The organism is Streptomyces tubercidicus (genome assembly GCF_027497495.1).
Taxonomy (GTDB): Bacteria; Actinomycetota; Actinomycetes; order Streptomycetales; family Streptomycetaceae; genus Streptomyces; species Streptomyces tubercidicus.
This window is the reverse complement of the sequence record NZ_CP114205.1, coordinates 3075266-3099335: the sequence shown is the minus strand read 5'-3', so window position 1 is coordinate 3099335 and position 24070 is coordinate 3075266. Positions and strand designations below refer to the sequence as shown.

At 69.9% G+C, this 24070-nt stretch carries 20 protein-coding genes, 1 pseudogene and 1 riboswitch; of the genes and pseudogenes, 13 read left to right on the top strand and 8 right to left on the bottom strand.

What is annotated here, in order from left to right; translation table 11 throughout:
* Positions 1 to 178: 178 nt before the first annotated feature.
* A complete protein-coding gene (locus STRTU_RS13225; protein ID WP_159743723.1) occupies positions 179 to 1534 on the top strand; it encodes an NsdA family TPR-like regulatory protein in 1356 nt (451 codons plus the stop codon).
* Positions 1535 to 1556: 22 nt separating this feature from the next.
* Here the strand turns inward: STRTU_RS13225 and rocD are convergent, their stop codons facing one another.
* A complete protein-coding gene (gene rocD / locus STRTU_RS13220; RefSeq protein WP_159743722.1) occupies positions 1557 to 2762 on the bottom strand; it encodes an ornithine--oxo-acid transaminase in 1206 nt (401 codons plus the stop codon).
* 129 nt (positions 2763 to 2891) lie between these two features.
* Positions 2892 to 2983, top strand: a riboswitch (ZMP/ZTP riboswitch).
* 42 nt (positions 2984 to 3025) lie between these two features.
* On the opposite strand from rocD, the gene STRTU_RS13215 reads away from it, so the two are divergent.
* Positions 3026 to 4339, top strand: a complete 1314-nt coding sequence (locus tag STRTU_RS13215; protein WP_159743721.1) for a serine hydroxymethyltransferase — start codon at positions 3026 to 3028, stop codon at positions 4337 to 4339.
* A 167-nt stretch (positions 4340 to 4506) separates the two neighbouring features.
* On the opposite strand, the gene STRTU_RS13210 is transcribed toward STRTU_RS13215, so the two are convergent.
* Positions 4507 to 5826 carry a cytochrome P450 family protein gene (locus STRTU_RS13210; RefSeq protein ID WP_159743720.1) on the bottom strand — a complete coding sequence of 440 codons (1320 nt, stop codon included), beginning with the start codon at positions 5824 to 5826 and terminating at the stop codon, positions 4507 to 4509.
* A 137-nt stretch (positions 5827 to 5963) separates the two neighbouring features.
* Between STRTU_RS13210 and trpS the strand changes: the two genes are divergently transcribed.
* From trpS to STRTU_RS13195, 3 genes are all read left to right on the top strand, one after another.
* A complete protein-coding gene (gene trpS, locus STRTU_RS13205; RefSeq protein ID WP_159743719.1) occupies positions 5964 to 6977 on the top strand; it encodes a tryptophan--tRNA ligase in 1014 nt (337 codons plus the stop codon).
* A gap of 182 nt (positions 6978 to 7159) precedes the next feature.
* Positions 7160 to 7744, top strand: a complete 585-nt coding sequence (locus STRTU_RS13200; protein WP_159743718.1) for a 2'-5' RNA ligase family protein — start codon at positions 7160 to 7162, stop codon at positions 7742 to 7744.
* A 195-nt stretch (positions 7745 to 7939) separates the two neighbouring features.
* The gene (locus tag STRTU_RS13195; RefSeq protein WP_159743717.1) at positions 7940 to 8887 is read left to right on the top strand and encodes a YihY/virulence factor BrkB family protein; all 948 of its coding nucleotides are present in this window, start codon (positions 7940 to 7942) and stop codon (positions 8885 to 8887) included.
* Positions 8888 to 8933: 46 nt separating this feature from the next.
* Here STRTU_RS13195 and STRTU_RS13190 read toward each other — a convergent pair whose 3' ends face one another.
* The gene (locus STRTU_RS13190; protein WP_246240441.1) at positions 8934 to 10367 is read right to left on the bottom strand and encodes a D-alanyl-D-alanine carboxypeptidase family protein; all 1434 of its coding nucleotides are present in this window, start codon (positions 10365 to 10367) and stop codon (positions 8934 to 8936) included.
* A gap of 10 nt (positions 10368 to 10377) precedes the next feature.
* Between STRTU_RS13190 and STRTU_RS13185 the strand changes: the two genes are divergently transcribed.
* The 7 genes and pseudogenes from STRTU_RS13185 to STRTU_RS13155 all read left to right on the top strand — a co-directional run bounded on the left by STRTU_RS13185 (position 10378) and on the right by STRTU_RS13155 (position 17241).
* Positions 10378 to 10674 (top strand): SCO4848 family membrane protein, encoded by a 297-nt coding sequence (locus STRTU_RS13185; RefSeq protein WP_159743715.1) that lies wholly within the window; start codon positions 10378 to 10380, stop codon positions 10672 to 10674.
* A 22-nt stretch (positions 10675 to 10696) separates the two neighbouring features.
* Positions 10697 to 12022, top strand: coding sequence for a metallophosphoesterase (locus tag STRTU_RS13180; RefSeq protein ID WP_159743714.1), 1326 nt, complete (start codon positions 10697 to 10699; stop codon positions 12020 to 12022).
* A gap of 217 nt (positions 12023 to 12239) precedes the next feature.
* Positions 12240 to 12551, top strand: coding sequence for a hypothetical protein (locus STRTU_RS13175; protein WP_159743713.1), 312 nt, complete (start codon positions 12240 to 12242; stop codon positions 12549 to 12551).
* A gap of 69 nt (positions 12552 to 12620) precedes the next feature.
* Positions 12621 to 14054: a hypothetical protein gene (locus tag STRTU_RS13170; RefSeq protein ID WP_246240438.1), complete on the top strand. Its 1434-nt coding sequence runs from the start codon at positions 12621 to 12623 to the stop codon at positions 14052 to 14054.
* 121 nt (positions 14055 to 14175) lie between these two features.
* Positions 14176 to 15357 carry a S8 family serine peptidase gene (locus STRTU_RS13165; RefSeq protein ID WP_159743712.1) on the top strand — a complete coding sequence of 394 codons (1182 nt, stop codon included), beginning with the start codon at positions 14176 to 14178 and terminating at the stop codon, positions 15355 to 15357.
* Between the two features lie 330 nt (positions 15358 to 15687).
* Positions 15688 to 16192: pseudogene (locus tag STRTU_RS13160) on the top strand (FBP domain-containing protein).
* A 221-nt stretch (positions 16193 to 16413) separates the two neighbouring features.
* On the top strand, positions 16414 to 17241 hold the full coding sequence (locus STRTU_RS13155) for a hypothetical protein (RefSeq protein ID WP_246240432.1): 828 nt from the start codon (positions 16414 to 16416) through the stop codon (positions 17239 to 17241).
* Here the strand turns inward: STRTU_RS13155 and STRTU_RS13150 are convergent.
* From STRTU_RS13150 to STRTU_RS13130, 5 genes are all read right to left on the bottom strand, one after another.
* Positions 17225 to 17998 carry a succinate dehydrogenase iron-sulfur subunit gene (locus STRTU_RS13150; protein ID WP_159743711.1) on the bottom strand — a complete coding sequence of 258 codons (774 nt, stop codon included), beginning with the start codon at positions 17996 to 17998 and terminating at the stop codon, positions 17225 to 17227. The genes STRTU_RS13155 and STRTU_RS13150 overlap by 17 nt on opposite strands.
* Entirely contained in the window at positions 17998 to 19752 is a 1755-nt protein-coding gene (gene sdhA, locus STRTU_RS13145) for a succinate dehydrogenase flavoprotein subunit (protein ID WP_159743710.1), read from the bottom strand. Before sdhA ends, STRTU_RS13150 begins: the two co-directional genes overlap by 1 nt.
* A 20-nt stretch (positions 19753 to 19772) precedes the next feature.
* Entirely contained in the window at positions 19773 to 20252 is a 480-nt protein-coding gene (locus STRTU_RS13140; protein ID WP_159743709.1) for a succinate dehydrogenase hydrophobic membrane anchor subunit, read from the bottom strand.
* Positions 20253 to 20258: 6 nt separating this feature from the next.
* Positions 20259 to 20639, bottom strand: a complete 381-nt coding sequence (sdhC, locus tag STRTU_RS13135) for a succinate dehydrogenase, cytochrome b556 subunit (RefSeq protein ID WP_085924814.1) — start codon at positions 20637 to 20639, stop codon at positions 20259 to 20261.
* A 204-nt stretch (positions 20640 to 20843) separates the two neighbouring features.
* Positions 20844 to 21368: a 2-oxo-4-hydroxy-4-carboxy-5-ureidoimidazoline decarboxylase gene (locus STRTU_RS13130; RefSeq protein WP_159746896.1), complete on the bottom strand. Its 525-nt coding sequence runs from the start codon at positions 21366 to 21368 to the stop codon at positions 20844 to 20846.
* A gap of 402 nt (positions 21369 to 21770) precedes the next feature.
* On the opposite strand from STRTU_RS13130, the gene STRTU_RS13125 reads away from it, so the two are divergent.
* Positions 21771 to 23492 carry a beta-N-acetylhexosaminidase gene (locus STRTU_RS13125; RefSeq protein ID WP_159743708.1) on the top strand — a complete coding sequence of 574 codons (1722 nt, stop codon included), beginning with the start codon at positions 21771 to 21773 and terminating at the stop codon, positions 23490 to 23492.
* Positions 23493 to 24070 lie beyond the last annotated feature (578 nt).

Sequence of the window (24070 nt, the reverse complement as noted above, 5' to 3'; positions counted from 1 at the left end):
TTGTAGTTGAGGGCCACGCCCCCGGGCCGTTCCACCACGGTCGCGGGGGTCCTCTTCGTCTCGTGAGGGGGCCTTCCTCGCTCTAGGCAACCGGTCCGCTACGCCCAGCGGTACGGTGGCAGTGGAAGCGGCTTTTAAGAGCTTTAAACGCTCGCGCACATCGGGGAGTTGAGGGCTAGTGGGCACTCGGGAACCGAACCGGCATCTGGAACGGCTCTACCGGCAGACCGGCTGGACGCTGCGGCAGTTCGTCCAGGCCGTGAACCGCATCGGCACCGAGCGAGGAACCCCGCTCAAGTACCGCGAGCCGTCCGCCCATCAGTGGTGTCAGGGGCACCTGCCGAAAGAGCAGGTCAGACCGCTGATCGTGGAGGCCCTGGCGCGGAAGCTGGGACGTCCGGTCACGCATGCCGAGGCAGGATTCCCGGCGCCGGTCACTGGCTCCGATGTCGCTCCGGGCACGGTTGAAGGGCTGATCGATCTCGGTAGGGGAGATATGGACCCCTCGCGTCGCAGCGTTCTCGGTATAGGGCTCTTTTCCGTTGCGCTGACGGTTCCCAATTGGCCGGATGTGGTGGGGCGGATGGAAGCCGTTCAAACCGGCCCAACTCCGCGCATTGGCATGCCGGAAGTTGACACGGTCATCGCCATGACCGAACGGATCTCAGAACTCGACGACCAATTCGGCGGACGCCACGCCCGCCCCATGGCTGCGGCATTTCTCGTCAATACGGTGGCTCCATATCTACGGGCTGAGGCGCCGGAATCGGTACGCAAGGCAATGATGTCGGCAGCCTCGGACCTCTGCTATCTCACCGGCTACATGGCTGTGGATGAGGGGGTGGAGGGACTGGGGCAGAAGTATTACCTGAAGGCATTGGAACTGGCCGGCGCCTCTGAGGACCACCTCACGTACTGCACGACACTGCGGGGCATGAGTGTGCAGGCAGTTGACCTGGGGCAGGGCCGTGAAGCCATGAGGCTGGCCGATGCTGCTGCCGCCGCCTCTCCGCAAGCGGGCCCGCGTATGCTCGCCTTCCTTGCGGGCCAGCAGGCACATGCCGCTGCGCAAACCGGAGACCGCCACAAGGCCCTGGCGCACCTCAAAGAGGCCGAAATCTCCATGGAAAAGGCTGAGGCGCGAGCGAAAGCCTTTGGATCCTATGACCCCTCAGCTCTCCACTACCACATCAGCCATGTTCGCCACGAGTTGGGAGACCTTCCCGGAGCCGTTGCGGCGATGCGGGAATCGGACAGGCTGTGTTACGACATCTACCGCCGGTCCCGGGTGAAGGAACGGGCCACCCTCGCCGAATTCCAACTTGAGGTGGGGCATCTGGAAGCAGCTTGTGCGACCTGGCATGAAGCGCTGGACGAATACCCTCTGGTGCAAAGCGGGCGGGTCGACCGGCGCATCGGGAAGATGTTCAAGCGCATCCGCCCCCACCTCAAGAACCACGCCGCCCGGGAACTCCACGAACGGGCCCGGCTCGTCACCCCGGCCTCCCTCCAGGCCCGGCCAGGCCACGCCTAGGACGTCGGCGCACGCCGCACTCCTACCCCTCCAACACGCCGCGCAGCTGGTCGAGCCCCCAGTCCAGGTCCTCCTTGCTGATGACCAGCGGTGGCGCGAGCCGGATCGTCGAGCCATGGGTGTCCTTGACCAGCACCCCGCGTGCCATCAGCTGCTCGGAGATCTCCCGGCCCGTGCCGCGCGACGGGTTGATGTCCACGCCGGCCCACAGGCCGCGGCCGCGTACCGCGTCCACCGTGCCGCCGCCCACCAGCAGGCCCAGCTCGCTGTGCAGGTGTTCGCCCAGTTCCACGGCCTGTTGCTGGAATTCGCCGGTCCGCAGCATCGCGATGACCTCCAGGGCCACCGCGCAGGCGAGCGGGTTGCCGCCGAATGTCGAGCCGTGCTCGCCCGGCGCGAAGACGCCCAGCACCTCGCGGGACGACACCACCGCCGAGACCGGCACCACACCGCCGCCCAGTGCCTTGCCGAGCACGTACATGTCGGGGACCACGTCCTCGTGCTCGCAGGCGAAGGTCCGGCCGGTGCGGCCCAGCCCGGACTGGATCTCGTCGGCGATGAACAGCACGTTCCGGCGGCGGGTCAGCTCCCGTACGCCCGCCAGATAGCCCGGCGGCGGCACCAGCACGCCCGCCTCGCCCTGGATCGGCTCCAGGAGGACGGCGACGGTGTCGGCGTCGACGGCGGCCTCCAGCGCGGCCAGGTCGCCGTACGGGACGATCTCGAAGCCGGGGGTGTAGGGGCCGAAGTCGGCGCGGGCCTCGGGGTCGGTGGAGAAGGAGACGATGGTGGTCGTCCGGCCGTGGAAGTTGTTGTCCGCGACGATGATCTTCGCCCGTCCGTCCGGGACGCCCTTGATCTTGTAGCCCCACTTGCGGGCCGTCTTCACCGCCGTCTCGACCGCCTCGGCGCCGGTGTTCATCGGGAGCACCAGCTCCATCCCGCACAGCTCCGCGAGCTGGGTGCAGAAGTCGGCGAACCGGTCGTGGTGGAAGGCGCGCGAGGTGAGCGTGACCCGCTCCAGCTGGGCCTTGGCCGCGTCGAGCAGCCGACGGTTGCCGTGCCCGAAGTTCAGGGCGGAGTACCCGGCGAGCATGTCCAGGTAGCGGCGGCCCTCGATGTCCGTCACCCAGGCGCCCTCGGCCGTGGCCACGACGACGGGCAGCGGATGGTAGTTGTGCGCGCTGTGGGCTTCGGCGGCGGCGATGCTGCGTTCCGTGGACGTCACCGGTGACTCCGTTCGGTAGGCCGATGGGGCGCGGGCGGTGCCGCGTCCCCTTCCATTGTTGCGCCCGGCCGGGCGGACCGACCTGCGAAGATCCGCCGGACAGGGGCTCCGGGGTGTCTTAGACTCTGCGGTGCGCACCGCGACTGGCGTACGGGGAAGCAACCTCGGTGAAGCGGTGTGCGGCAACCACCACGAGGTGCCGCCCCGCCTGGGCACCCCGGGACCACGACCGGCAACACCGATCGACCGCCCCGGAGGACGCCATGCCGCAGTCCGGCACGCCCCAGCCCGTCACGCCCCAGCCCCTTTCGCAGCCCGTTCCGCATCCCGCGCTGAGCGCCGCCGACCCCGAACTGGCCGCGCTGGTCGGCGCCGAGGAGCAGCTCCAGTCCGACACGCTGCGGCTGATCCCCAGCGAGAACTACGTCTCCGCCGCCGTGCTGGAAGCCACCGGCACCGTCCTGCAGAACAAGTACAGCGAGGGGTACGCGGGCCGTCGCTACTACGAAGGCCAGCAGAACATCGACCGCGTCGAGACCCTGGCCGTCGAGCGTGCCAAGGCCGTCTTCGGCGTGGAACACGCCAACGTCCAGCCGTACTCCGGCTCGCCCGCCAACCTCGCCGCCTACCTCGCCTTCGCCGAGCCCGGCGACACCGTGCTCGGCATGGCGCTGCCGATGGGCGGCCACCTCACGCACGGCTGGGGCGTCTCGGCGACCGGTAAGTGGTTCCGCGGTGTGCAGTACGGGGTACGCCCCGACACCGCGCTCATCGACTTCGACGAGGTGCGCGACCTCGCCCGCAAGGAACGCCCGAAGATCATCTTCTGTGGCGGTACGGCCGTCCCGCGCACCATCGACTTCGCCGCCTTCGGCGAGATCGCACGGGAGGTCGACGCCGTACTCGTCGCGGACATCGCGCACATCGCCGGCCTGATCGCGGGCGGCGCCCACCCGTCGCCCGTACCGCACGCGGACGTCATCTCCACCACCACCCACAAGACCCTGCGCGGCCCGCGCGGCGCGATGCTGATGTCCCGGGCGAGCCACGCCAAGGCCGTCGACAAGGCCGTCTTCCCCGGCCTCCAGGGCGGCCCGCACAACCACACCACCGCCGCCATCGCGGTCGCGCTGCGCGAGGCGGCCGCCCCGTCCTTCCGCGACTACGCGCACGCCGTCGTCGCCAACGCCAAGGCGCTCGCCGAGGCGCTGCTGGCCCGCGGCTACGACCTGGTCTCCGGCGGCACCGACAACCACCTGGTGCTGATCGACCTCACCTCGAAGGACGTCCCGGGCAAGGTCGCCGCGAAGGCGCTGGACCGGGCCGGCATCGTCGTCAACTACAACACCGTCCCCTTCGACCCCCGCAAGCCCTTCGACCCCTCCGGCATCCGCATCGGCACCCCGTCCCTCACCTCCCGCGGGCTGGGTACGGACCGGATGCCGCTGGTCGCCGAGTGGATCGACCGCAGCGTCCAGGCCGCGGCGAAGGGCGACGAGGAGGCGCTGACGGTGATCCGCACGGAGGTGGCCGAGCTGATGGCGGCCTACCCGGCGCCGGGGCTGCCGACGGCCTGAGGCCGCACTGTACGGGCGCCCGTATGGCCTGAGCCCGCGCCGTACGGGCACCCCGGGCCGTACGGGCGCCCGTACGGCCCCCGCCGCCCCGCGCCCCGTCCGGCTGTCTCCCCGCCCCGCGCCCCGTCCGGCTCCCCGGCCCGTGATCCGTGATCCGTGACCCGTGATCAGCCGGTGAGCCGGACCGGCAGCACCTCGGTGCTGTTGCCGATGAAACTCGGGTGCGGTGGCAGCTCCGCGGCCGGGACGGCGAGGTCCAGCGCCGGGTAGCGGGTGAAGAGCGCCTCCAGGGCGACCGTCGCCTCCAGCCGGGCCAGCGGCGCGCCCAGGCAGTAGTGCGGCCCGTGGCCGAAGGAGAGATGCCGGGTGGCCGGCCGCCGGGTGACATCGAACCGGTCCGCGTCGGGGCCGTACGCCTCCGGGTCCCGGCCGGCCGCGGAGTAGGAAGCCAGCATCGGGGTGCCACGCGGTACGAGCGTGCCGCCGAGCTCCAGGTCACGGACCGGATAGCGGAACGGGAAGTGGGCGACCGGACTGTCGTGCCGCAGCGTCTCCTCGACCACGTCGTCCCAGCTCGCCCGCCCGGCCCGGACCAGCTCCAGCTGCGCGCGGTCGGTGCACAGGGCCCGCACCGCGTTGGTGATCAGATTGAGCGTGGTCTCATGCCCGGCGATGATCATCAGCAGCAGGGTGCCGACCAGCTCGCGTGCGCTCAGCCGGTCGCCGTCCTCCTCCTGGGCGGCGATCAGCGCACTGGTCAGATCGTCACCGGGGTCGGCCCGCCGGGCCTCGGCGACCTGCCCGAGGACGGCGATGATCTCCACGTTGGCCGCCTGCACCTCGGCCGCCGTGCCGCTCGTCCCCACGATCAGGTTCGACAGCTCATGCAGCCGGTCGCGTAACGCGGCGTCCACGCCCAGCAGTTCGCAGATCACGCCCATCGGCAGCGGATAGGCGAAGTGCCGGCGCAGCTCCACCGTGCCGTCGGCCGCGGCGCTGCCCGGCAGCCCGTCCAGCAGCCCGGCCGTCAGCTCGACGATCCGGGGCCGCAGGGCCGCGACCCGCCGTGCGGTGAACACCTTGGTCACCAGGCCGCGCAGCCGCCGGTGGTCCGCACCGTCGGCCGTGGTCATCCCGTCGACGGTGGCGAAGAGGGTGAGCGGCCAGCCGGGCGGCACGGTGCCGTCGTGCAGCGCCGTGAAATGGCAGGCGCTCTTGGCGACTTCGGGGTGCGCGAGGACCTCCCGCAGCACCGCGTGACGGGTGACGGCCACCGCGGGCACCTCGCCGGGCAGCAGGACGGGGACCACCGCTCCGGCCTCCCGCAGCACGGCATCGGCCGCGGCGCGCCCGGCACCACCCGGGGCGAGCCGGTGCGGCGCCCCGCCACCGGAGCGCGCGGCGGGGCAGGCAGCACCGGGCGTCGGGGGGAGAGGCGCGGAGGCGGGGAGGCGGGCGTCGTCGGAGATGGGCTGTCCATCGGTCATCTGACCCACGATTCCAGCTGCCGCCCGCCCCGAACAGGCCGCCGCGAACAGGCGCCGCGGCGCCGAAGGCCGCCGGGCCCGTCGCGCATGCGCCACCACGCGCCGTTGCCCCCTCCCCGACCTGAGACAATCGAGGCATGGCTCTCCAGCGTCCACGTGTGCTCTCCGGCATTCAGCCCACCGCCGGCTCCTTCCACCTCGGTAATTACCTCGGTGCGGTACGCCAGTGGGTGGCGCTCCAGGAGTCCCACGACGCCTTCTACATGGTGGTCGACCTGCATGCGATCACCGTTCCGCAGGACCCGGCGGAGCTGCGCAGCAACACCCGGATCGCCGCCGCCCAGCTGCTGGCCGCCGGTCTCGACCCGGAGCGCTGCACGCTCTTCATCCAGAGCCATGTGCCCGAGCACGCCCAGCTCGGCTGGGTCATGAACTGCCTCACCGGCTTCGGCGAGGCGTCCCGTATGACCCAGTTCAAGGACAAGTCCGCCAAGCAGGGCGCCGACCGCACCTCCGTCGGCCTGTTCACGTACCCGATCCTGCAGATCGCCGACATCCTGCTCTACCAGGCCCACCAGGTCCCGGTCGGTGAGGACCAGCGCCAGCACATCGAGCTGACCCGCGACCTCGCCGAGCGTTTCAACAGCCGCTACGGCGACACGTTCACCATGCCGGCGCCGTACATCCTCAAGGAGACGGCGAAGATCTACGACCTTCAGGACCCGTCGGCCAAGATGAGCAAGTCGGCCGCCAGCCCCAAGGGTCTGATCAACCTCCTGGACGAGCCGAAGGTCTCCGCGAAGAAGGTCAAGAGCGCGGTCACGGACACCGACACGGTGATCCGCTACGACGCCGAGAACAAGCCCGGCGTCTCCAACCTCCTCACCATCTACTCCACCCTCACCGGCCTCTCGATCCCGGAGCTGGAGCAGAAGTACGAGGGCAAGATGTACGGCGCGCTCAAGACCGATCTCGCCGAGGTGATGGTCGATTTCGTCACACCGTTCCGGGACCGTACGCAGGAATATCTGGACGACCCGGAGACGCTGGACGCCATCCTGGCCAAGGGTGCGGAGAAGGCCCGCGCGGTAGCCGCCGAGACCCTCGCCACCACCTATGACCGGCTCGGATTCCTGCCGGCCAAGCACTGACGCCAGCCCTTCGCGCGGCGGGCCCCGGCCGGCCGCGCGAACCCCGCAGAGCCAGGGGGCCCCGCCCGTGGGCCCCTTGTCCGCTTGCAACAGGACCGAGGACGCTCCCCGCGAAGGGCGCGCACCCGGCACACTAAGAGGGTGCGCGAGCGCGCCGCACACACGTCAGGAGGGAGAACGCAGTGGGGACCGTAACGCTGGGCGTTTCGATCGCGGTCCCGGAGCCTTACGGCAGCTTCCTCCAACGGAAGCGCGAAAGCTTCGGGGACCCTGCCGCACCCGGCATCCCCACGCATATCACCCTCCTCCCGCCGACGGAGGTCCGCGCCGAGGCGCTGCCCGCCATCGAACGCCACCTCGCCGAGGTCGCGGCCGGCTGCCGCCCCTTCCCGCTCCGTCTGGAAGGCACCGGGACCTTCCGCCCGCTCTCCCCGGTGGTCTACGTCAAGGTCACCGACGGGGTGCCCGGCTGCACCGCCCTCCAGGCCCGGATCCGGGCCGCCTCCGGCCCCTGCGCCCGCGAGCTGCAATTCCCGTACCACCCGCATGTGACGATCGCCCACGGCATCACCGAAGAGGCCATGGACCGCGCCCAGAACGGCCTCCGGGACTTCACCGCGACCTGGACGATCGACGGCTTCGCCCTCTACGAGCAGGGCGCGGACGAGGTGTGGCGCCTGGAGCGCGAGTACCCCTTCGGCCCGCAGACGGCCGCCGTCCCGCGCCAGGCCGCGGACTTGTCCCGGCCGCCGGCACCGTCCTGCTGACAGCTGCGGACGGCCGCTGACAGCTGCTGACGGCCGCTGGTGGCCTCTGGAGGGCCGCTGACGATCACCGGACGCACACCCCCGTGAGCGTGCGCGTTTCCGGGGTACCCGGAGGCTAAGACTTAGGGTCTGTCCGGAGGGCGCGCCGCCACACCCTGCCCGACCTGGCGGCCGACCGGGCACGAGGGGAAAGCCATGAACTGGTTGCGCACACTCCCGGTGATCGGACCGGCCGTCAGCTGGCTGATGACCACACACCTCTGGCGCGCCTACGAACGCATGCTCCGGGTGCACTGGACCCGGCTCGCCGCCGCGATCACCTTCACCAGCTTCGTCGCGCTCTTCCCGCTGCTCACCGTCGCCGCGGCGATCGGCGCCGCACTGCTCAGCGACGCCCGGCTGCACTCCCTGGAGACCAAGGTCGCCGAGCAGCTCCCCGGCCTCTCGGACCGGCTCGACATCGCCGGACTCGTCGACCATGCGACCACCGTCGGCCTGGTGGCCGGTGCCGCGCTGCTGCTGACCGGCATCGGCTGGGTGGAATCACTGCGCGACTGTCTGCGCGCCGTATGGGAGAAGCCCGACGAGGACACCAACTTCTTCCTCGGCAAGCTCCGGGACGGCGCGCTGCTGCTCGGGGTGGGCGGCGTCGCCGTGCTCTCCCTGGCCTGTTCGACCTTCGCGTCCGCCGCGGTGGGCAAGGCGGCGGAGGCGATCGGCCTCCCGGAGGGCGGCATCGGCAGCGTCCTGCTCACCGCCGCCGGTTTCGTCATCGCCGTCCTGGCGGACTTCCTGCTGCTCGCCTACATACTGACCAGGCTGCCCGGCGTCCATCCGCCGCGGCGCGCCGTCGTGATCGCCGGCCTGCTCGGCGCCATCGGCTTGGAGCTGCTGAAGCTGCTGCTCAGCGGCTATCTCCAGGGCGTCGCCTCGCGCAGCATGTACGGCGCCTTCGGCACCCCGATCGCCCTGCTGCTCTGGATCAACTTCACCGCAAAGCTGCTGGTCTACTGCGCGTCCTGGACGGCCACGGAGGGGGAACGGCGGAGCGGAGGGGACGAGGAGCGCAAGGTGCCGGAGGGCCCGGAGCGGCCGGAGGGCCCGGAGCGGCCGGAGGGGCCGGAGCGGCCGCGGGAGGCGTAGGCCCGTCTCCCGGGGCCACCCCGCCCCATCTACCGTTCCCGGATGGTCACTTGCCGGACCGGCGCCGCCCCCGTACCAGCTCCGGCAGCGGCCACCGGCGGTGCACGGCGAATGCCACGATGCCCAGCAGCGCCAGCGCCCCGCTGGTGATCCCCAGCGCCGTCCAGGCGCCGCTCATGCCGCCGGTGCTGTCCAGCGCGGCCTGCGTGTTCTGACCCGCGCCCTTGCCCTTGCCCTTGCCGTGGACGCCCACCGCGCCGGTGCCGTCGTCCTCGCTCAGGGGGCCGACGAGCCGCCCGACCGGCTCCACCTTGTCGGCCGCCGCGAAGCCCCAGTCGAGCAGCTTGGCGGCCTCCTTGTAGGCCTCGTTGTGCTCCTTCTTCTCCGGGTTCATGATCGTGACCAGGAGCTTGCGGTCGCCGCGCTGGGCGACACCGGTGAAGGTCGACCCCGCGTTGGTCGTCGAGCCGTTCTTCACCCCCGCGATGCCGGGGTACGGCTTCATGTCGTAATCGCCGCTCAGCAGCCGGTTGGTGTTCTGGATGCCGAACGTCGCCCGTTTGCCGCCCTTGCCCTTGTCACCGGGGAACTGGGCGCTGGCCGTCGAGCAGTACTCGCGGAAGTCGGCGTTCTGCAGCCCCGACCGGGCGAACAGGCTCAGGTCGTACGCGCTGGAGACCTGCCCCGGCGCGTCATAGCCGTCCGGGGTCACGACATGCGTGTCGCGGGCGTTGAGCTCCTTCGCACGCTTCTGCATCTGCGTGACGGTGGCCTCGGTCCCGCCGTTCATCGCCGACAGCGTGTGCACCGCGTCGTTGCCGGACCGCAGGAAGACCCCCAGCCACAGGTCGTGGACCGTATAGCTCAGGTTCTCCTTTATCCCGACGAGGCTGCTGCCGGCGCCCATCCCCGCGAGGTCGGCGGCCTTGACCGTGTGCTTCTGCTCCTTGGGGAACTTCGGCAGCACGGTGTCGGCGAACAGCATCTTCAGCGTGCTGGCGGGCGCCAGCTGCCAGTGGGCGTTCTTGGCGGCCAGCACCTTGCCGGACTCGGCGTCGGACACGATCCACGAACGGGCCGTGAGGGTGTCCGGGCCCGGCAGCTTCGGGGAACCGGGCTTCAGGGCCACCTGGACGCCGGGCGTACCCAGCCGGTCCCCGCCGATCTGCGACATCTTCGCCGGCGGCTTGGGACCCTTCGGCTCCTTGGGGTCGGCGTGGGCGGTGCCGGCCAGAAGGGGGGTGGCCAGCAGCCCGGAGGAGGCCAGTGCGGCGACGGTGCGCAGGGGGAAGCCGTGTCGCGCCGCACGTCCGGCATTGCCGGTCGTGGCCGAAGCGTTCGGGGCGGTCGGGTCGGTGGAAGCCGTGGAAGCACTGAAGGTCGTCGGCACGTCGGTGAACGTACCCGCCTTTGCCCCGGACGCCGACAGCACCCCACGGAAGAGTGCCCCTGCCGACCGCCGGATGGAGCCGCTGCCCATACTGGGACGTATGAAGCTCTCGCGCCCCGTGTCCTGGTTCCTGCTCGCCTTCGGGGTGTGGAGCTGGTTCATCTGGATCACTTTCGTCAAAAACCTCTGGAAGGACGGCAGCGGCCTCGCCTTCGACGACGCGGGTGACCCGACCGCCTACTTCTGGGTCCATCTGCTGCTCGCGGTGGCGTCCTTTCTTTTGGGGACGGCGATCGGCGTGATCGGGTTCCGTGGCGTACGGGCCTTGCGCCGCGAGGCCGCAAATCACCCGCCCGAGCCGCCCGCCTCCTCCTCGTCCTCCTCGTCCGCCTCCTGAACCACGGGCACGGGGAGACGCCGTGATCTTCGCCCTGATCGTGGTCCCGGTCCTCGGACTCTTCTTCGGCGTGCACCGCTACCTGTGGTGCCGCCTCATCCGTGACACCACCACCCCCGGCAGCCGCCTCCGCCACACCGGCACCGCCGCCGCCTTCGTCCTCCCCCTGACCACCCTCGCCGCCTTCCTCTCCGCCCGCACCGGCGCCCCTTTCCCCCTCCAACAGACCCTCTCCTGGCCCGGCTACCTCTGGCTGGCCCTGGTGCTCTATCTCACACTGGCCCTGCTGGTGGGGGAAGCGGTCCGGGCGGTGTGGTTGCGGGCGATGCGGGAGCGCGAGCGGGAGCGGGCGCGGGCGGACGGGGAGGGGGGGCCGGCCGAGCAGGGGCAGGGCCACGGGGAACGGGGCGGTTCGCCGACCGAGCGGGGGCACGCCCCCGGAGCCGCCGAGTCGCCTGCGCCGACCCCGACCTCCCCGACGCTCCTCCCGCCCCACACCCCCGCCCTCCCGCCGCTCGCCACCCCACCCCGCCGCCTCTTCATGGCCCGTGCGGTCGCCGCCGGCGCCACCCTCGCCGCCACCGCCGCCGTCGGATACGGCACCGCGACCACCCTCCGCGGCCCGACGATCAAGCGCGTCACCATCCCCCTGGCCAAACTGCCGCGCACCGCCCACGGCTTCCGCATCGCCGTCGTCAGCGACATCCACCTGGGCCCGATCCTCGGCCGCGCCCACACCCGTCGTGTCGTCGACACCATCAATCGCACCAACCCCGACCTGGTGGCCATCGTCGGGGACCTGGTCGACGGCAACGTCACCGACCTCGCCCCGGCCACCGCCCCCCTACGCGAACTCCGCGCCCGCCACGGAGCCTTCTTCGTCAGCGGAAACCACGAGTACTACTCAGGCGCCGACCAATGGATCGACCACGTAAGGGAGTTGGGCATCCACCCCCTGGAGAACGTGCGCACCGAACTCCCCGGCTTCGACCTCGCCGGAGTCAACGACGTCGCCGGCCAGACCGAACAGGCCGGGCCGGACTACGACCAGGCCCTCAGCGACCGGGACCCCACCCGCGCCGTCGTCCTGATGGCCCACCAGCCGGTCACCATCCACGACTCCGTCCGCTACGGCGTCGACCTCCAACTCTCCGGCCACACCCACGGCGGCCAGATGTGGCCCTTCACCTACATCGCCGAGGCCACCAACCCCACCGTCGCCGGCCTCGAACGCTACGGCGACACCCAGCTCTACGTCTCCCGCGGCGCAGGCACCTGGGGCCCACCGGTACGGCTGGGCGCACCGCCGGATGTCACGGTGGTCGAACTGGCTTCGATGCGGGCGTGATCGCTGCGTAGGTCATCGCGCGGCGGGGTTGCGCGGCAAAGGTAACAACCCCTCTACAAAGTGCGGAGCAATCCTGCGCCAAATCGGACAGATCCCGACTTTCGATCTTGCAGTATCGGGGGGCAACTCCCTAGTATTTATTGACTTTACGTTGTCCTTACCGTGACGGCTGTGCGGGCGGTGCGAGGGGGACGAGTGAGGAACGGGGAGGGCAGTCATGGGTAAGCACTTCAAGGTTGATCTGGACGAGCTGGATGGCGTCGTGCGTCAACTTCGCAGCCTTCAGCACGACATGAATGAAACCGGGCAGAAGGTCGAGTACGGCACGAACATCCCGAAGTCGGCATTCGGGATCAACTTTGGCGAAGCGGAGGAAGTCTCCCACGCCCATGACCGTATGCAGACGTATCTGAAGGACGTCGTCAAGGCGCTCCAGGACCTCACCCACAATTTCGGCGAGAAGACTGAGTCAAGCCGCGGTGCCTATGAGGACCAGGATCACGAGACCAAGGCCTCGATGAACGGCTGACCTTCCAAGGCGACGCAGGGATGAGGGCGAGAGGGATGACGATGAACGGGGGCCGCCGTGGTTAGTCCCATGGAAGCTAACGACAGCCGACAGGTCAGCGAGAGGATGCAGAAGGAGGCGGCGGAGCGCGATGCGCATGAGCGGGAAGACAAGCTGAAGTCCTTCAAGGGCGAGAGGTTGATCCCGCACTCTCCTTCCGACTTCCATCACCACGGCATCGACGCGCTCCGCAAGATGATCGAGAACGCCAAGCCGGACACGCTTGAGGCCGCTGGTGACCACTGGCGCAAGTCTGCCGATCTGCTGGGTGGGCAAGACGGTCAGGGCGGCATCCGTAAGAAGTTCATGGATGCGGTCGATCACGCGACGGCGCACTGGGAGGGCTCGGCGGCCGACGCGTTCCGCAAGGAAGCCACCCAGGTGCTCAACAAGATCGACAAGACGTACCGGCATGCTCGGAAGGCCGAGGCGTCGTTGATCGGCTCGCGTGAGTCGGGCCCGGAGGTCGGGCTCGCCCACAACCTGCGCCAGGCCGTGACCGCCATGTCCAAGATCCATAATCCGGGCAAGTGGGACCGTTTCACGGACGACAACGGTGACGACTCCCAGTTCCACCGGGACATGGCGAACCCGAAGATGGACGCCCGCCAGGCGCTGGAGCTCAACCGGGACAAACTGTCCCTGACCAAGGAGCGCCAGGTCGAGGCCGTCATCGTGATGGATGAGCTGGCGCACCACTACACGGGACGCGCCAAGATCTGGGTCGATGACGGCGACGACGGCCTCCACGGTGACTGGCCGAAGGAGCCCTCGAACACCCCGCACCCGCCTCCGGTGCGGATGCCTGACACGGCTGACAGGTTCCACCCGGATCCGTCCTCGGTCACCCCGCACCACCCCAACGGTGCCGGCGGCGGAGCGGTCCCGGCCGGATTCGACGGCCCCAGCATCAGTCGGCCGGAACTCCCGGTACAGACCGGACTCGACAGCGTGCAGGGCAGCACGATGACCCCGCCCTCGGCTTCCGCGGGTCACAGCGGTCTCCCGTCCGGCGGCGGACACGGCGTGTTTGGCGGTCCGGGCGGTGGTCCGGGCGGCGGGATGCCGCTGGGCCCCGTCGGTATGCCAGGGGGCGCCCTGCGGCCCGGTGGTGGCCGTGGCGCACCGGGCGCCGGCGGTATGCGTAGCGGTATGCCGGGCGCGGCCGGCGCAGGCGGCGCCAAGGGCGGCAAGATGGGCGCGGTCGGACGAGGCGGTGCGCAGGCGCGTACCCCGGGCGGCATGGCTGGCAAGCCCGGTGGTCCTGCGGGCGGCGCCAAGCAGGGCGGCGCGGGTCTGCACCGCAGCCGAGGCGGCCAGCAGGCGGGCATGGGCGCTGCCGGAGCCAAGGGCAAGGACAAGAAGGAGAAGGAGCGCACCACTGGTCAGCGCCCCGACTACCTTGTCGAGGACGAAGAGACCTGGACGCCGCAGCGCAATGTGGCGCCCCGCGTCATCGAGTAGGACACCGACACCGACACCGTCGTACGGCGGTTGGTAAGGAGTGGCCCCGCACCCGAGGGTGCGGGGCTTCTCTACTGATGGAACACTGCCGCCCGGACAGCACAGCGAGAAGGAGCCAAGCATGAGGGTCACCCGAACACTGCGCGCGACGGTGGGTGCCGCGCTGACCGGCGCGCTGCTCATCACCGCGAGCGGTACCGCCTCCGCAGATCAGACACGCAAGGGTCTGTGGCCGCTGGAGGCGTTCGGGGCCGAGCAGCTGTGGCAGGACGCCACCGGGAAGGGCGTGACGGTGGCTGTGCTCGACAGCGGTTTTCGGAAGACTCACCAGGACCTGAAGGGGCAGTTCCTTCCCGGGCCGGATTTCGGAAAGGCGACTCAGGAAGAGGGAGCCCAGGACCTTGAGCCGGGTGAGAACGTCCTCGACCACGGTACCGGCATGGCGGCGATCATCGCGGGCCACGGCCACGGTCCGGGGGGCTCCGAGGGCGTCAAGGGGCTGGCGCCCGACGCCAAGATCCTTCCCGTTCCGGAGTACAAGAACTCCGGGCTGGCCACGCGCTGGGCAGCGGACCACGGCGCTGACGTCATCAACATGTCCTACACCGAGGGCCGTTCGGCGGATACGTGCGAAGCCATTCATTACGCCATTTCCAAGGGCGCCGTGGTGGTGGCCGGTATGGGTAACGAATCGGCGACCGAGAAGAACTATCCGGTGGGCTGTCCAGGTGTGATCGGTGTCGGCGCCGTCGATGAGTACGGCAAGTCGGCTGAGTTCAACAACTACAACTCCGACATGGACCTGCTCGCACCTGGCGTGAAGATCCCGGCCGCGACGGGCAAGAGCGACTCCAGCTACCACACCGAGAACGGCAATTCGGGCTCCACCGCCTACGTCTCCGCCGCAGCCGCCCTCCTCAAGGAGAAGTTTCCCAACCTCACTCCCGGCCAGATCGCCAACCGTCTGGTGAAGACCGCCGGCCTGCCGAAGGACCAGAAGGACCTCAAGCTCCCGGACGCCCACTACGGTTACGGCTACATCCAGCCCGGCCCCGCCCTGCGGAAGGACATCCCCGCCGGTTCCAAGGAGGGCCCGCTGCCGATGCCGAAGGGCAAGGCGTCAGCGCAGCTGGACGCGGGTGCGCAGGACGCCGACCCGCCGATGGGCGGCAAGGAGATGATGAAGAAGGCCCTCCTCTACGGCGGCATCGGCCTCGGCGCTCTGGTGGTCATCGGCGCCGTCATCGCCATCGTCGTGGTGTCCCGCCGCCGCAAGAACGCCAGCGGCCAGAGCTGGGGCTGAGTCCACCGGAAGAGGTCATCACGCACGAGGTTCTTTGTCGCGCTGTGTATTCCGGCCGGGGCGCCGCTGATGCCGGCGGTCAACGGGGCCGGACGCCGCTGGCCGGAGAGTACGTTGGCGAGGGCCGAGCGGGCCGGGCTCGCCCGGAAGGCGACCCAGGCATGGATCTTCAAGTCGGGGGCGCATCAGCCGGGTTGGTGACGGCAGCGGTGGTGGCGGTGCGGTGTCCGTGCGATACCGGTGCGGAATCCGTGCGGCGCCGCTCTTGGCCGTGCGGGGCGGCGAAATTCCGGCGACACCGTCCCGGACCCGCTGTTAGCTTCTCGTTTTATGGACCCCGTAGGTGAAAAAGCAATACGTGCCTCCTTTGTGAATTGCTCGAAGGGGGAGGCGAGCCGTATCAATCTGCCCGTGGGGCTGGCTGAACTTCCCTGGCATGACCTGGATTTCCTGGGGTGGCGGGATCCGGGGGCGCCGGACCGGAGTTATCTGGTGGCGCCGCGGGGTGACGGGATCACCGGGGTGACGTTGCGGGTGCCGCAGGGGGTGCGGCGGAGCTTTACCAAGACGACGGTGTGTTCGGTGTGTGACCGGGCACCCAGGTTCCGGGGTCAGCCTGCTCGCCGCGCGCCGGGCCGGGCCGCGAGGGCGGCAGGGGAACACCGTGGGCACGTATCTGTGTGCCGACCTCGCCTGCTCCCTCTACGTGCGGGGACGGAAGCGGTCCCAGCTCGCCGGGCGGCATGAGGAGACGCTGCCGCTGGAGGAGCGGATTGCGCGCACCGTACGGAACCTGGACGCCTTCCTGGACAAGGTGCTTGAGGGCGAGCGATAGCCCAAGCGATAGCCCCACCGGCCACACCGGCCACACCAGCCCACCAGCCCCACCGGCCCCGACAGCCCCACCGCGCCACCGCCCCCACCCAGCCCCCGATTCACCCCAGGCATCAACTCCCCACCCCTACCCACCAGTTCCGGTTGCGGCAGCCCACCCGTCGCACCGATCCTCGTGTCCACGCCGCAAGGGGAGCCGGCGCCAACCCAGGGGGACACAACATGCTGCGAGTGCACTTCACCACGCAGGATCTGGCGCGTACGCGGGTGGCCGAGGGGGCCGACCCGTTATGGGAAACGGTGTTGAGTCTGCATGCGCTGCGGGAGGGGCGGGCCGAGCCGGCGCTGGCCGCCTGGCGGCAGCATGCCGTACGGCACGGGCCGGGGCCGCTGCGGACCTTGCTGCCGCTGGTGCCGCGGTACGGGTACTTTCCTGACTTCCTCACGCCGTTCGCGGGACTGGACGGGGTGGAGCCCGGCCTGGAGGCCGTGATGAGCACCCCGCGGGAGCGGCTGCGGTCCGAGCTGGTGCTGCTGTCGGGGCACCGGGCGCTGCCGGGCTGGGTGCGGGGAATCGCGGACGGGGAGCCGGCCGCGCTGCGGCATCTCGCGCGCAGTCTGCGGACGTACCACCATCGAGCGGTGGCGCCGAGCTGGTCGCGGATCGCCGAACGGGTCGGTGCGGACCGGGAGTTGCGCAGGCATGCGCTGGCGCAGGCCGGGGCGGAGGCGATGCTGCGGACGTTCGGGCCGGTGATGCGCTGGCGGCCGCCGGTGCTGGAGGTCGGCTATCCGGTGGAGCGGGATCTGTATCTGGCGGGGCGGGGGCTGGTGTTCGTGCCGTCGTACTTCTGCCGTGCGGTGCCGGTGGCGCTGGTGGACGAGGCGCTGCCGCCGGTGCTCGTGTATCCGGCGAAGGAGCGGGCGTGCACCCATGCCGAAGGGCCCCGCCTCCGGGGGTACGGAGGCGAGGCCCTTCGGGAGGTGCCGGCGCGGCTCGGCGAGCGGGTCGGGACCCGGATCGCCGCCGGGCTCAGAAGCGGCGGGTGATCAGCGCCCGCTTGACTTCCTGGATGGCCTTGGTGACCTCGATACCGCGCGGGCAGGCGTCCGTGCAGTTGAAGGTCGTCCGGCAGCGCCAGACGCCGTCCTTGTCGTTGAGGATCTCCAGGCGCTGCTCGCCGCCCTCGTCGCGCGAGTCGAAGATGAAGCGGTGCGCGTTGACGATCGCCGCCGGGCCGAAGTACTGGCCGTCGTTCCAGAACACCGGGCAGGAGCTGGTGCAGGCGGCGCACAGGATGCACTTCGTCGTGTCGTCGAAGCGCTCGCGGTCCTCGGCGGACTGGCGCCGCTCACGGGTCGGCTCGTTGCCGGTCGTGATCAGGAACGGCATCACGTCCCGGTACGCCTGGAAGAAGGGCTCCATGTCGACGACAAGGTCCTTCATCACGGTGAGGCCCTTGATGGCCTCGACCGTGATCGGCTTCTCCGGGTTGATGTCCTTGATCAGCGTCTTGCAGGCCAGACGGTTACGGCCGTTGATCCGCATGGCGTCCGAGCCGCAGATGCCGTGGGCGCAGGAACGACGGAAGGTCAGCGTCCCGTCGAGCTCCCACTTGATCTTGTGGAGGGCGTCCAGGACGCGCTCCTTGGGGTCGATCTGCAGCTGGAAGTCCTCCCAGCTGGCGTCCTCCGAGACCTCCGGGTTGAACCGGCGGATCCGGAAGGTGACCGTGATCAGATGCGAAGCGCCGTCCTCGGCCGCGTCCAGTGCCGCGGAGTGCTTGTCGAGAGTCGGGGTGCTCATCAGTACTTACGCTCCATCGGCTGGTAGCGGGTCTGCACGACCGGCTTGTAGTCGAGGCGGATCGACTCGGCGCCGTCTGCGCCCACCTCGCGGTACGCCATGGTGTGCCGCATGAAGTTGACGTCGTCGCGGTTGGGGTAGTCCTCGCGGTAGTGACCGCCGCGGGACTCCTTGCGGGCCAGCGCGGACACCGCCATGACCTCGGCCAGGTCGAGGAGGTTGCCCAGCTCGATGGCCTCCAGCAGGTCGGTGTTGAACCGCTTGCCCTTGTCCTGGATGGACACGTTCAGATAGCGCTCGCGCAGCTCGCCGATCTTCTCCACGGCGGACTTGATCGTCTGCTCGGTGCGGAACACCATCACATTGGCGTCCATGGTCTCCTGGAGCTCCTTGCGGATCTCGGTGATCCGCTCGCTGCCCGTGGAGTTGCGCAGCCGCTCGACCTGGTCGATGACCTGCTTCGCCGGGTCCTCGGGCAGCTCGACGAACTCGGCCGTGGCCGAGTACTCCGCCGCCGCGATACCGGCCCGGCGCCCGAAGACATTGATGTCCAGGAGCGAGTTGGTGCCCAGGCGGTTGGCGCCGTGCACCGAGACACAGGCGACCTCGCCGGCCGCGTACAGGCCCGGCACGACGGTGGTGTTGTCCGCCAGGACCTCACCCTCGACGTTGGTCGGGATGCCGCCCATGGCGTAGTGCGCGGTGGGCTGGATCGGGATCGGGTCCGTGTAGGGCTCGATACCGAGGTAGGTCCGCGCGAACTCGGTGATGTCCGGGAGCTTGGCGTCCAGCTGCTCCGGCGGCAGGTGCGTCAGGTCCAGGTAGACGTGGTCGCCCTCCGGACCGCAGCCGCGGCCCTCACGGATCTCCGTGTAGATGGAGCGCGAGACGACGTCACGCGAGGCCAGGTCCTTCATGACGGGCGCGTACTTCTCCATGAAGCGCTCGCCGTCCTTGTTGCGAAGGATGCCGCCCTCGCCGCGCGCACCCTCGGTCAGGAGGATGCCCATGCGCCAGATGCCCGTCGGGTGGAACTGGAAGAACTCCATGTCCTCCAGCGGCAGCCCGCGGCGGTAGGCCGCGGCCTGGCCGTCACCGGTCAGGGTGTGCGCGTTGGAGGTCACCTTGAAGAACTTGCCGGTGCCGCCGGACGCGAAGATGATCGACTTCGCCTGGAAGACGTGCACCTCGCCGGTGGCCAGCTCGTACGCGACGACGCCCGCGGACTTCTTGACGCCGTCGACGTCCTGGAGCAGCAGGTCGAGCACGTAGAACTCGTTGAAGAACTCCACGCCCTCCTTGACGCAGTTCTGGTACAGCGTCTGGAGGATCATGTGGCCGGTGCGGTCCGAGGCGTAGCAGGACCGGCGGACCGGGGCCTCACCGTGGTTACGGGAGTGACCGCCGAAGCGGCGCTGGTCGATCGTGCCGTCCGGCGTGCGGTTGAACGGCAGGCCCATCTTCTCCAGGTCGAGGACCGAGTCGATGGCCTCCTTCGCGAGGATCTCGGCGGCGTCCTGGTCGACCAGGTAGTCGCCGCCCTTGATCGTGTCGAAGGTGTGCCACTCCCAGTTGTCTTCCTCGACGTTCGCGAGGGCCGCGGCCATGCCGCCCTGGGCGGCGCCGGTGTGGGAGCGGGTCGGGTAGAGCTTCGTCAGGACCGCGGTGCGGCTGCGCTTCGTCGACTCGATGGCCGCGCGCATGCCCGCGCCGCCGGCGCCGACGATGACGGTGTCGTACTTGTGGATCTTCATGGTTCCAGTCAGCCCCGGCCTTAGGAGATGTTCGGGTCGAAGGTGAAGATCACCAGCGTGCCCAGAAGGACGGTGAACACCGTCGCGGTGTACAGCAGCATCTTCAGCCAGAAGCGGGTGTTGTCCCGCTGCGCGTAGTCGTTGATGACCGTACGCAGGCCGTTGGCGCCGTGCAGCATGGCGAGCCACAGCATCAGCAGATCCCAGACCTGCCAGAACGGCGAGGCCCAGCGGCCGGCCACGAACGCGAAGCCGATCTTGGAGACGCCGCCGTCGAGGACCAGCTGGATCAGCAGGTGGCCCAGGACCAGGACGACCAGCACGATGCCGGACAGCCGCATGAACAGCCAGCCGTACAGCTCGAAGTTCGTACGGGTCGACTTCGGGGTCTTGCCGGTGCGCTTGCGCGGCGGCTCAATGACCGGAGCGGGGTGGTCCACGTCGTAGAGCGGCACGTTGTCCGTCGCGGCGGCACCTGCGGAGGTGGTTTCAGCAGACATCTCGCGTCAGCTCCCGAACAGCGTGCGCAGGGTGTGCTGCAGCACGGGGTAGAAGGCACCGGCCATCAGGACGACCCAGATACCGACAACGGTCCACAGCAGCTGCTTCTGGTACTTCGGGCCCTTGGACCAGAAGTCCACGGCGATGACCCGCAGGCCGTTGAGCGCGTGGAAGAGGATGGCGGCCACCAGGCCGTACTCCATCACATTGACGATCGGTGTCTTGTAGGTCGCCACGACGTCGTCGTACGCCTCGGGGGAGACGCGGACGAGTGCGGTGTCGAGGACGTGAACGAACAGGAAGAAGAAGATGAGGACGCCGGTGACTCGATGAGCCACCCAGGACCACATGCCTTCCCGGCCGCGGTACAGCGTTCCAGCCGGCACGGAAAAACCCTCCGGGAGCGGGGATTGGGGCCAGCCGGCTTCTCTGTCGGTCGGGCCCGGCCGGGTACGGTCCACCGGCCCTGGACATCGTAGCGACGCCTTGTCGGTTCCTTGCGCCGGGGTCCTCAGGTGTGATCAAACAGGCACCAACGGGCTATCACACGCACACGAACCGTAAGGTTCCAGGTCACACGCCGCGATATGTCACCGGCCGGCGGCGGTGATCCGGATCAGCCGCCCGCGGACCAGCCGGCGCAGTTCGTCCGCGGCGACCGCCCGCTCCTCGTCCGGTTCATTGCCCAGCCGGGTGCGGATCCCGGACAGCACCCGGTCCAGCAGCTCCTCGTCGGGACAGCCGTCCAGGCAGATGACGAAGACATGGCGAAAGCGGCGCTCGTACTCGGCGTGCGCGGCGTGCAGTGCGGTCTGGGCGGCCCGGAGGCCGGGGCCATGGGCGCCGACGAGCGGCTGCGGGGAGAGCGACTCCCCGGCGAGTGCCTCGTCCAGCTCGGCCGGGGCCAGGTGGTAACACGCCTCGTCGGACGCGGCGAGCAGGGACTCCGGATCCGGATACGGGCGGTGCGCGGCGACCCGCTCGGCCCAGCGGCGGCTGCCGCAGCAGCTCAGCAGCGCGGCCAGGGCGTCCTCCTCGGGGAGGGCGTTGAAGCGGACGAGTCCGATGCCCCCGGTGCGGGGGCGCGGCACTGCGCCGCCGGCCCGTGGCGATATGCCGCGCCGCGGGGGCTGCGGAGGGTGCAGCGCGGTCGGCCGGGCGGCCGGGATGTCACCGGACACGTGGGCTCCTCGGACGGATGCGAATAGGTCGGTTCGACAGGTGCGGGACGGGCGTCTGAAGGAAGCTGGGGGAGAAGCGGACCGAAGCCGGGACGCGTACGAAGCGGCGGCGGGTATGGCAGTGGTGCGTATGCGACGACACCCCGGCGGTATCCGGTGGTTCCGGGAGAGCCCTGTGAAAGGGGTGACGAAGGAAGCGCCACGCTAACGACGCTTGGCGACCACTGTCCGACGGATGCGCGAATTTCACCCGTATGGGAGAGCCTTCGCGCGTTCGCGAACGACCGGCTCCGCATACCTGGCAATGCCTTCGCCCCGAAAAGTGAGGATTGCACGATGTCGAACCCGATGCGGCCGTTGCGCGCCCCACGGCCCTCGGCCTCCCCGCACCCCGTGACCCGGCCGACGCGGCGCACGGGCCCGGCGGCCCGCTCCGCGCTGCCGGCCACGGCGCTCGCCGCCGCCCTGCTGCTCGCCGGGTGCTCCGGCACCGCGGACACCGAGCCGCCCGGGAGCACCAGCGCCAAGGTCAACCCCTCCGCCGCAGCCACCCCGTCCTGGGCTCCCGTGACCGGGACACCGCAGGTCATCCCCGCCGTACGCGACTTCCGCCGGGCCGACGGCCGCGGCTGGCGGCCCTCCAAGGGGGCCCGGGTGGTCGTACCGGCCGGCGAGAAGAGCAATGTCGCCGACGAGGCTCAGCGGATGGCCAACGACCTCGGACTGGGCCTCGTCTACGGCGACCAGACCGTACGGCCGGGCGACATCGAGGTGAAGCTGACGGGCAAGAACGCCGCACACCAGGCGAACAATGTGCCCGTCCAGGACGCCGCCGACGAGACCTACACCCTCACCGCCGACGAAACCCGGCTCACTCTCACGGCCCCCACCGACGCCGGAATCTTCTACGGCACCCGCACCGTCAAGCAGGCCGTGCACGCGGCCGGCGGCCTTCCCGAGGGCACCATCCAGGACCGGCCGGGCCGTCCGCAGCGCGGGATGTCACTGGACAACGCCCGCAAGCCGTTCACCCAGAACTGGATCGAGGCCCGGCTCCGGGAGATCGCCGACCTCAAGCTCAACCAGTTCCAGCTGCACTTCTCCGACGACCAGGGCTTCCGCATCCAGAGCACCACCCACCCCGAGATCGTCTCCGCCGACCATCTCACCAAGGCCCAGATCCGGCAGATCGTCGCACTCGCGCGCACTCTGCACATCTCGGTCGTCCCGGAACTCGACTCGCCAGGCCACCTGGGCGCCGTCCTGGCCCACTATCCCGAGCTCCAGCTGCGCAACGCACAGGGCCGGGTGATCACCGGCGCGATCGATATCTCCAACCCCAAGGCGGCCCCGCTGATCGACTCGCTGCTGCGCGAGTTCAGCGAGCTGTTCACCAACCCCAAGGGCGCCCCGGCGTACTGGCACCTGGGCGGTGACGAGTACCAGGCGCTGATGTCCTCCGACCCCGCCGCCAGGTACCCGCAGCTCGCGCGGGCCGCACGGCAGAAGTACGGGCCCAACGGCACCATCGAGGACCTGACGACCGGCTGGCTCAACGACCGGCAGAAGACCGTGGAGGCCAAGGGCAAGAACCGCGTCGAGGCGTGGAACGACGGCTTCTTCACCAGCCCGCAGGCGTCCGCCGACAAGAACCGGATGGTGGACTACTGGACCGGCAAGGAGGCCGGACACCGTCCGCCCGAGGCATTCCTGCGCGAGGGCCGCAACGTCATGAACTTCAACGACGAGTACCTCTACTACGTCCTCGGCCAGCCCAACCAGTTCGTCTACCCCACCGGCCAGCGGATCTACGAGAGCTGGACCCCGCTGGTCATCCGCGGCACCCGGCCGGTGCCGGTGTCCGCGAACATGACGGGCCCGGACCGGATCCCCGGGGCGCGCTTCGCGATCTGGTGCGACCGGGCGCAGGCACAGACCGCGGCGCAGGTGGCGGCCGGAATCCGGCTGCCGCTGGCGGCGCTGGCGCAGAAGACCTGGGACCCGCGGACCCCCGCCCTGTCCTGGACGGAATTCAAGGCGCTGGCCAACCGGGTGTGAGCGCCGGCCCGGTAAGAAACGGGTGAGAGATCAGGTGAGAGAACGAGGACGGCCGGGGCCGCCACCCCCCACAGGAGAGGCCCCGGCCGTCGTTCGCGAAGGGCCGTGACGGCCCTCTATCCGGTACAGCGTCAGACGGCGCGAAAGCGTCACACGGGGTACGGGCAGGCGTACGGCTAGTGGTCTGGACGCGGGCCCGGAGTGGCCCGTAACGTGCGGGTCCGCGCCGGTGGGAGCAGGTTTCGCGCCCGTCGGCGGCGGCCCGAAAGCGCCGTCCTGGTCAGGGTTTCCGGAGCGGGCCGGGCGCGTGCTTCGCGGGTGTTCCGGCCGCTTCGCGTGCCCGGACCGCCGGCCCCGCCCGAGCCGGCGGTGCGCCCCTCCCGGGTACGGAGCGCGGCGGCTGACGCGTTACGGTCAGCAGGAACATCCGGGTTACCGGGGGTTTCCGGCCGACCGGGCCGGCGGCGCGCGGTAGCCGGCACAGCTCCGGCGCCCCGGGCGGAGCAGGGCCGGTGACGTGGCCGGGCGAAGCGACAATGCAGCAAGGACCGGGCGGCGGACATTCCGCGTGCGACAGG

Coding starts and splice junctions, on each gene's coding strand:
- STRTU_RS13175 (WP_159743713.1), top strand. CDS start 12,240: ATGGGTAAGCACTTCAAGGTTGATCTGGACGAGCTGGATGGCGTCGTG.
- STRTU_RS13215 (WP_159743721.1), top strand. CDS start 3,026: ATGCCGCAGTCCGGCACGCCCCAGCCCGTCACGCCCCAGCCCCTTTCG.
- STRTU_RS13125 (WP_159743708.1), top strand. CDS start 21,771: ATGTCGAACCCGATGCGGCCGTTGCGCGCCCCACGGCCCTCGGCCTCC.
- STRTU_RS13170 (WP_246240438.1), top strand. CDS start 12,621: ATGGAAGCTAACGACAGCCGACAGGTCAGCGAGAGGATGCAGAAGGAG.
- STRTU_RS13140 (WP_159743709.1), bottom strand. CDS start 20,252: ATGTCTGCTGAAACCACCTCCGCAGGTGCCGCCGCGACGGACAACGTG.
- STRTU_RS13195 (WP_159743717.1), top strand. CDS start 7,940: ATGAACTGGTTGCGCACACTCCCGGTGATCGGACCGGCCGTCAGCTGG.
- STRTU_RS13210 (WP_159743720.1), bottom strand. CDS start 5,826: ATGACCGATGGACAGCCCATCTCCGACGACGCCCGCCTCCCCGCCTCC.
- STRTU_RS13155 (WP_246240432.1), top strand. CDS start 16,414: ATGCTGCGAGTGCACTTCACCACGCAGGATCTGGCGCGTACGCGGGTG.
- STRTU_RS13165 (WP_159743712.1), top strand. CDS start 14,176: ATGAGGGTCACCCGAACACTGCGCGCGACGGTGGGTGCCGCGCTGACC.
- STRTU_RS13150 (WP_159743711.1), bottom strand. CDS start 17,998: ATGAGCACCCCGACTCTCGACAAGCACTCCGCGGCACTGGACGCGGCC.
- trpS (WP_159743719.1), top strand. CDS start 5,964: ATGGCTCTCCAGCGTCCACGTGTGCTCTCCGGCATTCAGCCCACCGCC.
- STRTU_RS13190 (WP_246240441.1), bottom strand. CDS start 10,367: ATGGGCAGCGGCTCCATCCGGCGGTCGGCAGGGGCACTCTTCCGTGGG.
- STRTU_RS13185 (WP_159743715.1), top strand. CDS start 10,378: ATGAAGCTCTCGCGCCCCGTGTCCTGGTTCCTGCTCGCCTTCGGGGTG.
- sdhA (WP_159743710.1), bottom strand. CDS start 19,752: ATGAAGATCCACAAGTACGACACCGTCATCGTCGGCGCCGGCGGCGCG.